The organism is Nocardia sp. NPDC050435, assembly GCF_040655395.1.
Classification (GTDB): domain Bacteria; phylum Actinomycetota; class Actinomycetes; order Mycobacteriales; family Mycobacteriaceae; genus Nocardia.
In genome coordinates this window covers 137,095-150,551 of record NZ_JBFAJW010000007.1, presented here as the reverse complement: position 1 = coordinate 150,551, position 13,457 = coordinate 137,095, and the positions used below count along the sequence as shown (strand labels likewise).

Annotated in this window: 10 protein-coding genes (1 of these 10 running past the window's edge); all 10 read right to left on the bottom strand. The window is 66.2% G+C overall.

The window, feature by feature from the left end:
- Positions 1–12: 12 nt before the first annotated feature.
- Positions 13–1,356, bottom strand: a complete 1,344-nt coding sequence (locus tag AB0I43_RS22235) for a hypothetical protein (RefSeq protein ID WP_357432620.1) — start codon at positions 1,354–1,356, stop codon at positions 13–15.
- A complete protein-coding gene (locus tag AB0I43_RS22230; RefSeq protein WP_356973819.1) occupies positions 1,356–1,697 on the bottom strand; it encodes a type VII secretion target in 342 nt (113 codons plus the stop codon). The genes AB0I43_RS22235 and AB0I43_RS22230 overlap by 1 nt, the downstream gene beginning before the upstream one ends.
- 124 nt (positions 1,698–1,821) lie before the next feature.
- Entirely contained in the window at positions 1,822–2,133 is a 312-nt protein-coding gene (locus tag AB0I43_RS22225; protein WP_357432619.1) for a YbaB/EbfC family nucleoid-associated protein, read from the bottom strand.
- 1 nt (position 2,134) lies between these two features.
- On the bottom strand, positions 2,135–2,449 hold the full coding sequence (locus AB0I43_RS22220) for a hypothetical protein (protein WP_357432618.1): 315 nt from the start codon (positions 2,447–2,449) through the stop codon (positions 2,135–2,137).
- Between the two features lie 105 nt (positions 2,450–2,554).
- Complete coding sequence (locus AB0I43_RS22215; RefSeq protein ID WP_357432617.1) at positions 2,555–3,340, bottom strand: ESX secretion-associated protein EspG; 786 nt, start codon at positions 3,338–3,340, stop codon at positions 2,555–2,557.
- Between the two features lie 11 nt (positions 3,341–3,351).
- Complete coding sequence (locus AB0I43_RS22210; RefSeq protein WP_357432616.1) at positions 3,352–5,001, bottom strand: hypothetical protein; 1,650 nt, start codon at positions 4,999–5,001, stop codon at positions 3,352–3,354.
- Between the two features lie 116 nt (positions 5,002–5,117).
- On the bottom strand, positions 5,118–5,915 hold the full coding sequence (locus AB0I43_RS22205) for an ESX secretion-associated protein EspG (RefSeq protein ID WP_357432615.1): 798 nt from the start codon (positions 5,913–5,915) through the stop codon (positions 5,118–5,120).
- A complete protein-coding gene (locus tag AB0I43_RS22200; RefSeq protein WP_357432614.1) occupies positions 5,912–8,005 on the bottom strand; it encodes a cell envelope integrity protein TolA in 2,094 nt (697 codons plus the stop codon). The genes AB0I43_RS22205 and AB0I43_RS22200 overlap by 4 nt, the downstream gene beginning before the upstream one ends.
- Before the next feature lie 209 nt (positions 8,006–8,214).
- The gene (locus AB0I43_RS22195; RefSeq protein ID WP_357432613.1) at positions 8,215–8,874 is read right to left on the bottom strand and encodes a hypothetical protein; all 660 of its coding nucleotides are present in this window, start codon (positions 8,872–8,874) and stop codon (positions 8,215–8,217) included.
- A protein-coding gene (locus AB0I43_RS22190) for a sigma factor-like helix-turn-helix DNA-binding protein (protein ID WP_357432612.1) crosses the window boundary here: on the bottom strand, positions 8,874–13,457 show its end. It continues 43,632 nt past the right edge of the window; the window shows 4,584 of its 48,216 coding nt (coding positions 43,633–48,216); its start codon lies beyond the right edge, outside the window; the stop codon is at positions 8,874–8,876. The genes AB0I43_RS22195 and AB0I43_RS22190 overlap by 1 nt, the downstream gene beginning before the upstream one ends.

Below are 13,457 nucleotides of genomic sequence, written 5' to 3'. Positions count from 1 at the left end.
GACGTCCTCCTATCAGAGGGTGAGTGCCTGGTCCGGCGGTTCGTTGAGTCCATCGGCGTTGGCGGCGCCGACCACGGGCAGCGAGGCGCCTTCGATATCGCCCACCACCTCGTTGCCGTGCTGCCCGGATACCAGTTCGCTGCGCAGGCCGTTCGCGGCGTCTTCGGCGCCGCGGCCCATGCCCGCCGCCGCCATCGGCGACATCGGCATCATGCCGCCGGGCGAACTGGCCGCGGTGGTGCCGCCGCGCGCGGCCGAGCTGGCGCCGGCCTGCATCGCCGAGGCCGGGTTGCCGACGCCCGGCGTCCCCGCCGCGCCCAGATTGCCGGCGGTGCGTCCGTCGACCCAGGGGCTGAGCTGACGCGCCGCCGCGGCGGCCGCACCCAGGCCACCACCGCCGACGCCGCCACCGCCACCGGCCTTGGCCGCGTTCTTGTCCAGGGCCGGCTTCTCGGCCTTGTCCTTCTCTTTGGTCGGATCGGCGGTGGTGGCCGGGTTCAGAGTCTTGTGCAGCGAGAGCGCCGACTCCATGCCGGAACTGACCGCGGTGGTCAGCGTGGGGATCATCTGCATCAGCATCGACAGCATCTGCATCTGGTCCATGCCCTTGGGGGCATCGGTGACCGGAACCTTCTGGCCCGTGGCCGTCATCTCCGCGCTGTGCACCGTCATCTCGCCGCGGGTCTTAGCGACCGTCGCCGTGGCCTCGGCCATCGTCTCGATGGTCGAAGCGACCAGGAAGGCCTGGCCGCCGGGCAGCGACAGGAACGGCGCGGACGCCGCGACCTGGGCCATGTACTTGGCGATGATCGCGGCCATCGTCGCGCCGCCGATGAAGACCGAAGTCGCGGCGTTGGCGACACCGGCCGACTCCTGCGCGGCCTGGGTGGCGATCTTGCCGCCGTCCTTCTGCGCCTCGGTGCCCTTCTCCTCCGCGGCGCTCGCGGCCTGGCTCTGCCAGAGCTGCATCGCCATCGTCAACGCCGTGCTGCCCAGCTGCACCACCGTCGACACGACGCTGGAAACCTGGGAGAGCACCTCGGTGGGATCGACCACCGGAGCCGCCGCCGGCGCGGCCGCGGGATCCGCGGACGGATTCTCGGTGCTCGCCGGCGCGGCGGCCGGGAACTGCCCGGTGCCGAAGGTGGCGGCCAGGTCGGTGAGCGGCTTGGCCAGCAGGGACAGATCGATCACCGGCAGGGGCGGCAACCCCGGCATCGGCGGCAGCAGCGGGATTTCGGGCAGCTGCGGCAAACCCATGTCTTGCAGGACAGAGTTCACCGGCCGGTCCAGCATCGGACCGAGCGCACTCTGGCGCAGCATGTCCAGCACGGACTGATCGACCAGCTCCGACATCAGGCCCTACCGACCACGTCGATGTCGGCGCCCGAAAGCGCGTCCGTCCCTTGGTATTCGGTGGCGGCCTGTTCGCAGGTCACCGCTGTCATGCCGTGCACGTAGGCGAGTTCGGCGACCGAGGTGAGGTGGTTGGCCTGGGCCACCGCGAAGGAGGCGAGAAAATCCTGGCCGATCAAGCCGAACACCGGAATCGCGGCGGCCATCGTCGCGGCCTGATTCACCGATCCGGCGGCGGCGACACTGGCCGCCATGCCCGCCGCGGACTTCGCGTAGGCCCGAATCGCATCAGGTTCAGCGGCCACATGAGGCCAGGGATTGCTGTCTTGACCGTGAGGCATCGGAAACACCCTCTGCGAGAAAACGATTGGATTGCGTATCCCGAATCTACCGGAACCCCTGATGGGGCGCGCAGTGAATATTCGGGTTGAATGTCTTAAGAACGAGTAAATCTTTGGTGTTGCACTAGGTTTGAGCTGCAGATTCTTCGTTGAACTCGGTGATAAGCTCTCCCATTCGGCCCATCGCGATTGCGGCCGCGCGCCGTGCCGTGCCGACAACGGCTTGCTCGAATTCCGAAGGCGACATCCGCGAAACAGCACTGGTAAAACGCAAGTCCACCAAAGCGCCGTTCCCGTCCACCTCGACGGTGACCGCACCGTCCGCCGAGCTCTCCCGCCCCCGCACCTTTTTCATCTCGTCACCGAGATCGCGCAACCGGTTCAGCGCCCGCTGCGCCCGCGCCTCGATCTCGTCCATCACCGGGTTGGTGCTCATCTCAGGCTTCCCTCAACCAACTCTGCGGCTCTTCGTCGTACTCTTCCTCCGCGACCCACTCCTGCGCCGCGACGTCCTCGGGCTTCGGCAACCCGGTGAGCGCGAGCATCTCACTACTCAGCCCTGCCGCCTGCAACTCTTCGCGCCGCGCCAGCCCGGCCCGGTTCGCCGCCTGCCGGCACAACCGCATGATCTGATTGGCCAGCTCCGCCGGATCCCGCCGCAGCTCGGACGGCTCCACCGAAAGCGCCAGCGGCAAACCCTGTTCGGTGGTCCGCACCGAGATGGTGCCACTGATATTCGCCGCCGTGGACATCGCATCACCCCTCATCTACTCATTGGTAAGTGTAGTGCGAACCCGGCATGTCGCATGCCGGGAGAAGCAGGGGCGTGCGCCCCGAGCCTCGTTCTTACACGTCCTTCACATTCCGGCCCGCTCGTCCTTGATAACCCGGATGACCTCGGCGATCTCGGTGTTGATCAGGACGCTGAGACGGCCTGCGTCGACCGGGACCGCTACGGCGGAGTCGTGCTCGGCCACCGCGTAGCGCCCGTCACCTTCGAGGTCGCTCCAGCGCACCCAGCGCCGCACCATGCCCCGTGGACCGAAACGCGAGCTGCCCTGGGTGATCTCGACGCGGCCGGAACCGGTGACCGTGGCGCGGCGGAAGCGGTCATGCCGTTCCCGCCCGCGATCCTCGGTGAGCTCGTGCGCGACGCCACGCGGCACGTAGTCACCCTCCGGTTCCGGCTCCGGCAGCTGAATGCGGCCGAGCTCGCCCGGATCGCGTGGCGGCAGCGCCTCGGCGACCACTCGGCCCAATGCCAGCGCGGCACACTGGTGCAGGGTGAAACCCGCTGCATGCCACAGTGTTTCACCGGGAAGCTGAGTGACAAGGCAGCCGGTCTCGCCGCGCCGGGCGGCGAGCATCCGGATGCTGTCGGCGGCCACCGCCGGATCGGCGCCCATGGTGCCGGTGATCAGTATCCGAAGGTCCGGCCGCGCGAGCGTTTCCAGCAACCCGCGCACCTCGTCGTCGAGTTCGACCCGTTGCCGCGCCCGAATCTCGGCCTTGCGGCGCTGGAACTCCTCGAAGTCTGCGATGCGGCTGGTGACGACGAACGGGCTGGGAACGGACCGGTTCCGCATCGGCTCCCACGCGGTGACGAACTCAAGATCGGTGAACCGCCAGGTCCGGTCCGTCACTTGCGCACCGCTCACTCCGCAACCACCGGTCGCGAGACCACCTGCGGGCCGCCTACCGCTTCGTCCAGCGCCTCCTCCGACACCAGAAACACCGGTGTCTTCCGCTTCTGGTTCTCCTCACCGGCATTGCGGCCCGCCGCGCCCGCCGTACCGGGCGTGCCCGGCATCGCCGACGACGAGGCGGCTCCGGCCTTGAGCGCGGCCGCGCTCACCGGAGCCTGGCCGAAGGCCCCGGCCCGCGGGAAGGCGCTGGTCGGCTTCCCCTGCTCTTTGGCCGGGCTCGCCGCCCCTTTGGCACCGCCTAGTCCGGAACCGCCTGCGCCGGAACCAGTTCCGGTCGGCGCGGCGCTCGCGGCCATCATGGACGGCGAGGTCGATCCTGGCGCTGCGGCGGGACCCGCAGCGGTGGGAGATCGCAACGCCGAAGCCGCCTGATCGGCCAGACCGGACAGCGAGCCCAACGGATTTCCACCGCCGCTCTCGGACGCGGCGGGTGTGGGCGCAGCGGTGCTCGGGTCGGCCGAGTCGGTGGGCAGACCGGCTCGCGGCACTTGCAGACCACCCGACGGCATCCCCCGGTTCGTGCCGCCCGGCGATCCCGGCCGGTCCCCCGGCGGGGCCGGATCGTCACCGGAGAACGTGCCCACCGGCGGTGTGAACGCGGGAATCGCGGCGGCAGAAGCCTGCACCGAGGGCACATAGATCGCGTCGACCACCGCGCGCCCGTCCTCGACGATCTCCGAGAGCTGCGTGTAATCCTTCTGCGTCGGATCGCCGTAGCAGCCCGCGTCGGTCAGGCGATGCGCCAGGATGTAGCGCCAGCCCGCCACATTGACCAGGCCGTCGCTCATCGACACCGTCTCGTTCGCGAGCGCCACCGTGGTGTCGATGTAGGCGCCGGTCGCGGCGTCGGCGCCCTTGCGGCCATCGCCCTGCCACTTCTCACCGAGCCCGTTCATGAGCGTGAGCAGGTCCTGCGAAGCCTTGGCGAGCGTGGTACCGGTCCAATTCCACAGTTTGGCGGCGTCCTCGATCGGCGTGTTGCGATAACCGGCCTCACGCATGGCGAACAATTCGTCCGCGCCGAAATACATTCCGTAGTAATCGGAGGTCAGCGCGGCCGGCTCGAACTTCACACCACCCTCGGCGTAGCGCGAGTTCGGCGGCAACAGTTTCAGCAGCTCGTCCGGCTTCGCCGCCTTGACCCGATCCCAGAAGGCGGTCTCGTCGTACACGTCCGCCGCGAACAGCTTGTAACTGTTCAGGTCGTACTCGAGCTCCTGGGAGCCGTACGCCTGCAGCGTGGCCCGATCCGCACTGAGCACGTTGAGCTCATACGCGGAGTCCGCATCCGCGTTCGTCATCACCTTGCCCGCGTTGATGAACGTCGCCCGCATATCCTCGAGCACATCGGCGTGCCTGCCGAGCAGCTCCTTGATCCGATCCCCCCGCCCGTTCATCGCGTTCGCGAGATCGGCCCCGGACAGCTTCGGCACGAACGGCTCCAGCTTCGGCAGATTCCCCTCCACCGTCGCCTTCACCGCGAGCACCCGAGCCAGCAACTCCCCGGCCGCAGTGGCCAACTGCGTCGCCAAACCTGTTTCGAGCGTGACGTTCTTGCTCGTCGCGAGCTGTTCCCAGGACAGTGGTGTGTCGACCATCGGCAGAACTTCCTTCCACGCACCCCCGTGCGCCCACCCGACTACCGCCCACAGCGTGGCATCGATAGGTCGGCGGCGCTACTGGATTAGCGCCTGACGCCGGCCGCAGCCATGCATCACACTCGGTGCGACTGCCTCTCGTCCTTGATGTTCCGAATGATCTTGGCGATCTGTTGGTTGAGCACGATGACGAACTTCTTCTCGTCCGCGGGTTGCGCGACCGGAGGAGTATCCGGAGCGATCACATAGCGGCCGTCGTCGGGCAGATCCCGCCATTTGAGGTCGAGACTGATCCGGCCACGGGGGCCGTAGACCGAGTAACCCTGGCTTACCCGCACGACTCCTCGCGAGGCGGCGATCGTCTTCTCGAACCGCTCCCCGGTGACGGCGGTGGAAGCACCGCCGTATGGGTCATCCCAGAGGCCGGAAGCATTGGCTTCCACCATCTCCTCACCACGTGCCACCGGCAATTTTATGCTTCCGTGCTTGCCTGGTTCGCACTTCGGCAGCTCGGCTACCACTGCCTCGGCCAGCCCCAGCGGATCGCATTCGGTCACCGTGAAACTCTCGGCGTGCTCGAAAGTCTTACCGGTCACCTGCTTCAGCACGAACCCCCGTTCGCCGCGCCGAACGGCGAGTGCCCGGACCCACCCCTGCGCGCGTTCATATTCACGCTCGTCGAATCCTCGTACCTCGAGCGAGATATCCGGTTCGAGTACCGCCTGGATGATCTCGTCGAGTACCCGGTCGTCAGTGCCGCGCCAGCGCTCCCGTACTTCATGGAGAGCGCGTTCGTATTCGTCGTTCGTCCGCATCTCACAGATGTAGGTGAACGGCCGTGGGAGCAACGTGCCCTGAGTCCGTGACCACAGCGCCATGAACTCGATATCGGTGAATTTCCAGGTGCGACTCACTGTTCGACCACTGGGCGGACCACCTTCGGCGCCTCACCCAGCAACTCGTCCAAATGCTGATCCGATTCGAGATAGGTGGGACGCTTGTAGTTCTGGTTGCCTTGACCGGCACCCTGGCCCGCGGCGCCGGCGGGTCCGGGCGACCCCGGGGTGGCCTGCATCGGCGAGGCGGCGCCGGCGCGACCCAGCGCACCCAGACCTGTGCCCGCGGTCGCCACGGTGGCCGCGCCCGCACGGGGGAACAATTTCGCGGCCTCGGTGAGACCGAGCCCCTTGGCCAGAGAGCTCGGGCCCGGACCAGGGCCACCGAGCTTGGCCGCCAGGTCGCCCGCCTTCGGGAGGCCGTTCAGGCCGGATTGAGCACCCGTCAGCGCGTTCTGCGCGGCCTGCTGCGCTGCGGACATGGCCTCGGTCAGGCCCTTCTGTCCACCTGAAAGCGCCTGCTCCACAGCCTGTTGCGCCGCTTGCAGGCCCTGCTGGGCGGCTTGCTGCGCCGAGGAAGCGGCCTCCTTCGCGGCTGCCGCGTTAGCCTGCTGTTTGGCCCTTTCCTCTGCTGCCCGCTGCGCGGCGTCCTGCTTCGCGGAGGCGTCCTTGGCGCGCTGTTCGGCCTCGGCCTGACGGCGATCGTTCTCGGCGCGCTGCTGCTTCTCGTACGCCTCTTGTTCTTTCGCGCGGCGCTCGGCGTCTTTGCGTTGTTGTTCGGCGAACTTCTCTTGCTTCTTCGCGTTCTCGGCAGCTTCGGCCTGGGCCTTCTTCTGTGCTGCCGACAGTCCCGGGGCAGGGCCAGGCTTGGCCTGGGCAGGGCCGGGACCACCGGGAGCCGGACCGGGGCTCTGTTTCGCCTGCTGCTCCGCTAGCGCCTTCTGTTCGTTCTCGTCGAGCTTGCCGTCGTCGTTGGTGTCGCCCTTGATCTTTTCGTCGTCGTCGATCTTGCCGTTCTTGTTCTTGTCCCGCGCGTCGAAGATCGGCGGCACATCCTTGAACGTCTCGGTCGGATTGGCGAATTTCGGGATGTGGCTGGCCGTGTAGCTGACTCCCCGCACATATGTTTGACCGAACACATGTTGCCGATCGATCAGATAATAGGTGGGATCATCTTCTTCACGCGCGTAGGGCGGAGCCCAGTAGTGGGTGTCCACGACGAACTGAGCGACGTAGTTCATCAAGGAATGATGGTTCGCCGCCGTCGTGGCGAGCGGCTTGAGGGCATTCTTGTAGTTGTCGAGGGCGACATGCATTGCCTGCGAGCCCTTGCCCTGCCACTTGCCGTCCTCATCCCCCGGCGTGGCGTCGAGCACCTCGGCGACCTTGTTGCCGAAGGTCGTGCTCCACTCGTCGATCTTATCGCCGATATGTTTCCACGCGGCAGCAGCATCGGCGGCGTAATCGGCGACCAAGCCATTGTCCAGATAGTTTCGATTCGCGTGAAGGGCGTTCCAGGATTTCCCTTGCGTCTCCCCGATTCCGGTTACCAGATTGCCGGAATTCGGGATGTTGGGCTGACTCCGATTATCCTCGATATTGAAGTCGCTCTCCGTGGGCCTTTCCCGGCGGGTGTACGACCCAGCACGCGAATACCCCTTCTTATTCCCGTGATCACCCTCGCGATCAGTCAGCGCACCCGGCGCCGTACCATTCGCATAATGGGTGTCAGGAATCTCCATCTTGATCTTGCTGATCTCGTTCTCGAAATCCTGAACGTTGCCTTCTTCGGCTTTGACCATGTTCTTGCCCGCCGTGACAACGGCGTCGTACATGTCATCGAGAATCTTATGATGTGCACCCAGGATGCGATACATCTCTTCGCCCTGCTGCCCGAATTTCTCGGAAAGCGCCGAGCCCGAGGATATTTCCGGTGTGGCGAGGGCAGGAAGATAGGTCAAACTCATCGCGTTATTCCGCAGGCTGAACAGATTCCATTGGAAATCGTCGATCGCACCAGCCAGAACGACTGCGGCCTGCGGGTCGAACTTGAGCCAGCCCGCATCGTTCGCCGCGCGCTCACCGATGTCGGGCCAAGGGTTTCCGGGCAGCTCCATCTCCGGGATCGAAGGTCCCGTGGTTCCGCCGTCATCTTCCCTGGGTGGCATGCCTCGTACTCCTCGACTATCTCCGAAACTCCGGGACTGTCACGTCGCCCGTGCACTGTCTTGCGTCCATCTTGTCACGGAATCGCCGGCACTACATCTGCGCGCGACTCGTAAGACCCTGTTACGCAGGAAGTCCGAGCGTGCGGTCATTATCGCCCGCAGTGCCTTATCGAAACCTGGTGGCGAGCAAGGAAAGTCTTAAGTAACGGTTAGGGAATATCCGGGTAGTGGATGCGGTCGGCGTCGGACAGGTCCGCGACGCGGAGTTCCCCCGCTCCCCCGCACACCGGGCACACCCGCGAGCCCAGGCAGGTACGACAGCGGTGCCGGCCACCGGGCCCGCCGTCGACCGAGCCCTGACCGTGGCAGGTCGGGCAGAGGGCGAGCCCGTCGCATTCGTAGCAGAGCACCGCCCCGCGACTCACCGTCTCCGGGGTGACCGCGGGGGCGGGCCGAGGCTCGGGCGGATCCGATTGGTAGAGCTGGATGTTCGGGGTTTCGCCGAGCAGGACGATGCCGCCGAAGCCGTCCTCGAACCGGGCCTGCAGCCGGTATCCCTCGCGCTCGCCGCGCACGGTTACCACCGTCGGCGCGTGCGGATCGCGCAGGACCTGGACGACCCACCCGGCAGCGTGCAGGATGTTCGCGGCGCGATCTATCCGGGTCGGGTCGAGGGGGCCGGAAAGGTCGGCGAGGGCTTCGAAACGATGGCGCGGCGGACTGGTGCGTTCTACCGCGCCGGGGTGCTTGGGGATCACCACGTGCGGCGTCGCTCCAGGTACCAGCTGCGCCCCGAACCACTGCATCTGACCGCGGAGGAATTCGGCAGCCCGATCCAGCCACGGACGCACGCCCTCGATCTCCGCCACTACCGTGCACCACCTTCGGGGTTCGCCGTTGCCGGACGGTAACCGGCAGGCTTGTACACGATCACCATACGGTCGGTCGGCTGGGGCGCCGAATACTTGGCCATGGCGTCCGCGTTGAGCACGTTGCTCGCGCCGGTATCGATGGTGAACAGGTACTCCTGGCTGCCGTCACCGGCGAACTCGGTGTGCTCGACGATCTCGAAGGCGGCCACGACCGACGGTGCGAGCACGCGTTTCATCGCGAGCCACAGTTTGTCGCCCTGGATATGCCCGCGGTCACCCGGTTCGCCGCCGACCTTCAGTTCGGATTTCATGTCCCATTGGATTTCGACGTGCGCTCCCGGCACCAGGGTGCGGGGCAGCTGGCGTGCGAGCGTGTCGTAGTCGCTGTCCTCGAAGTGGGCACTGACGTTGTTGATATAGAAGCGCGCCACACCGCCGTTGCCGCCCACGTTGAGGACGTCACCGTGCAGCAGCAGGTCGGCCCAGACCATCAGCGCGCCGGGGCGGGTCAGCGGTCCGGCATCCAGGATGCCGAGGTTGCGGCGGCGCTGTCCGGCGTCGGCGTAGTCCATGGGTAGTTCGGTCTGCAGGACCAGGCCGCCCCCGGAGGTGTCCTGCGCGGGAGTCAGTTCCACAGCAAACGCGCCGCGCCCGACACCCACGTCGACGGTGTGCCCGCCTTCGACCGCCGCGGGCACCGAAGGACGCGGCACGAACAGCGTCGGCTGACTCTGCTGCGCGGGCAGGCGATACTGCGGCCGGGGACGGGACAACACGTCCACCGAGGAATGCCCGTTGGCTTGGTCGTGCAGTACAACGACGTATTCGACTGCCAGACCGTACATTTCAGCGCCCTGATTGGCCCGATCGACGGCCTGCAGGAAGTCCAGCAGCGACCTGGAACCGCCGCGCGGGTTGCCCGCCGTGACGGCGAACTCGACCTGCCCGGTGGACCGGTCGAGCGTCCCGCCCACCCGGTCGGGTAGTGCACAGTACGCCCGAGCGGCTTGCCGCATCTTGTCGAAATCGATGGCCTCGTTGATCGCCTGCATATGGCCCGGCGTGTTCTGCACCTCGGTGATCGCCGCGTCCAGCGCACTCCAGCGCCAACTGTGCGGCATCGGATCATTGAAGGCCCGCTTGATCGGATTCAACGCGGCCACCAGGTCATCGCCGGAGAAGAGTTCCGCCCGCTCGAGCCGTTTGCGGATCGCGCTGACATCGCGATCGGCGAAGATCGGCTCGAACAACCGACGGCACTGCTCCTCACGCATGCGCGCGTTGAGCGAGAGCCCCTCGGCCATCATGACATCGGCCGTGTGCTCTCCGGTGAGTTGCAGCGCCAACCGGCCGAGGTAAGTGAGTGCGGACTGTTCGAAGGCGGGATCGGTCAGCGTCCTGTCGAATACCGGGCGTTCGACCGTCGCCGCGCTGTATTCCAGTGCGATGCGATTCGCGAGTCGCGGATCATGCGCATGCAGAACCGTGGCGGCCGGCGCCGCGTTTAGTCCCAGCTCAGCGACCAAGGCATCGAGGTCGACACGAAGTGCGGCGGTCGACTTGCTGCGGGCCGGGTCGAAGATCGACTGGTCCAGCTGCGTGGCGAGGACCTTCAGCTCCGCGAAACGCGGTCCCGGATGCTGGAATTCGGGATCGGTCAGCTGGCGGATGCGGGTCAGCATGTGAGCGACGGCGCGTGGCACGTCCCGGGTGCGCAGGCCGTCGGACAGTGTGATGTCGAACGCGTCGCCGGTCGGTCGCAACTTGAAGCTGCCGACCTCGTCACCGAGTACGGTGTCGACTCCCACGTGCACGCTCCGACCGTCGGGGAGCAGGAAGTGTCCGTCCCGATGCCAGGTGGTCAGGGTGGGCATGATCGCCCGGATCATGTTGTCGATCGCGTGCCGCGCCGCCTTGGGCGAGAGGGGCTCGTCATCCGGTGTGCGGGCATTGCCGTTGAAGTCGCCGAGGCCCTCGACGGTTTCATCGATGTCCTGCGGTGCGGCGGGTTCCTGAGCCGGTTGCGGTTCGAGATACTCCGGACCCTCGACCGATGGATCAGCCCCGAACGATTGCGGCAGATCGTCGTAACCCAGATACTTCCTGGTCCAGGTCGCGTTCGGTTCCGGCGGAGACGATTCGGCGCGGCCCCCCGGCTCGGCTTCGGCGGACACCGTATCCCCCGGCTCGAGGAATTCCGGGCCTTCGATCGAAGAATCCGGCACTACCGCCTCGGGCAGCGAATCGTCTTCGTCGAAGTAGGTGGGGGCGTCCTCATCCTGCTCCGGGGTCGGCGTGGGCAGAATCTGGGTCGGCGGTACCTCGATCGATTCGCCCAGGCTCGAATCACTGGAATCCGCACTGGGTCCCGAGACGAGTTGGTGCTGTCCGGAGCCGGTCTCACTCGGGACCGCAAGTTCGGTGCCGCCCAGGGTCTGCGCCTGCTCGCGGACTTCCTCGGATTGGGCGGACTCATCGATCAGGGTCGGTTCGTGTGGAACCGTGGGCTTCGGAATGGCGGATTGCGTCTCGGCGTTCGCGATCTCCTCTTCTTCGTTGTGGGTGATCAGCTGATCGGGGTGGGCGGCAGTGTCGGGGGCGAATTCGGCGACCGGCAGCAGCGACGCTCCGTACTCGCCGTACGCGATCGCGGAAACCTTACGCACGCCTGGTGTTTCGCTACCTCGGACGTACTCACGCCAGGCGCCGTTGTCCACGTTGATGTCACTGATCATGACCTTCCCGCCGCGCAACTGCATCAACGTCATGTGCGCGACATCCATGGGCCCGATGGCGTATTCCTCGACGACCACCATCGAGGTCGCCGGATCCTTGGTATTCAGCAGCCGCTGGGCGATGGCCTCGCGAGAGCCTGCCAGACGCATACGTCCTCGGGCGTAGCCCTCGGTTTCGGTCGGCGTGCGTCCCGAAAGCTTGGCTGTCGGAGGGACATCGACGTCCAACCCGCTCTCGCGCGCGACCCGCATCGTCGACAGCACGCAGTCTTCGGGCACCCGACTCTCGGACGCCTGGGGATCCGGCAGCGTCTCACGAATCGTGGCCTGCATGTCCTCGGGCAATTCGGGCACCGACCGGGCTGCGTTCGCCTCGGCGATCCGGGCACGCGACTCGGCGACCTCGATCACCGGCAGATTCAGAGCCTGGGCTACCTCGGCATCGTCCGGCGCGACTCCGGTTTCGGCGATGCGCCTTTCGATGAATCCATCCACCGATATAAGCCGCCGCCGGGTGCCTTCGTCGACACTCGGGAAGCGGTATTCGTAGTACGCCCGAAGCACCGCGAATCGGGCCGCGGATCGCGCGGCGGGCGTGAATTCACCCGGCGGAACGAATTTCTTGATGGCCGCGCGAATCGCCTGACTCGCCTGTCCGACAAGGTCGTTCATATCGACGCCGGGGATGCCGCCACCCCAGCGAGTCACGACATCGGTGGCATCCCATTCATAATCCTCGAAGATCCGATCCTCGAGGGCCTGCTCCTCCTGCGAGCCAGGCTCGCTCGCGATCAAATCCCAGAAGCGCGCTTCTTCTGCCGGATCCACGGTCACGGCACCCGAGTGTGCGTAGAAGTCCCGCAGTGCGGCTACGACAGTGTCGTTGGGCAGGCCGAGGCCGGCCCGCAAAGACCGGATGAATTCGATGCCCGGTTTGCTTGCGCCGCTCTCCATATTCACGATCGCGGTAACGCTGCGGCCGATTCGCTCACCGAATTCGGGCTGCGTCATCCGGTGATAGACGCGCAAGGCCTTCAGCCAATCGCGCAGGTCGTGATAGGCAGCCGGATCGGGTACCGTCTCGCCGTCCGGATCCATCCGGTAGCTGTATCCCCAGGCTTCGGCCAGGTCGTTCCATGGGCCCGCGCGATGAAGCACACGGTGGTATGCCGCCACCATGGCCTGTTCGTCGCTGGTGCTGCCACGCCCTTCTTCGTGCACCCGGACGGTGGTCTTGGAAAGATCGAACAGGCGTGCCGCTTCGGCCTTGCCGATGTTGTTGACCCGACGCAGGAAGCGCAGATACTCGCCGAACGTTTCGACGTCGCGGAAGCCCGGAAACATCAGCTCCGCCCGGGGCAGGGCATAGAGCTCCGCCAAATGGTCGTAGGTCACTCCCGACGCGGGTATGAGCACCTCGAGCAGGGTCTCGATAGTGTCCGTCGACGGCACGGCACCGTCGGCCTCCCACTTCCGAATGCTGGCCGCGTTCTTCTGGATTCGATAACCGACCTCTGCCTGAGTCAGTTTGCGCCCGCGCAAGTCGAGCTCCGATTCGCGCAGGAACCGTAGATATCCGCCGAGGCTGGCATAGCCTTCCGGGTAGCATGGCCGCCCCGATTCCGCGAGCAAACCGGGCATCACGCGCGCGAGGGCGGGGTAGCTGCCGCGGGCTGCAGGCATTCCACGCAGCAACGCTCGTATCTGGTCGGAATCCAGCTGGGTGCGACCGTGTTCGGCGGCGTCCCAGGTGCCGGCCACTGCGCCAAGCAGATCGTCCATCCAGTGCGGCTCGGTCCCGAGATACTGGCGTACCTGGCTCAGCCATGCCGAGAGGTCGATATC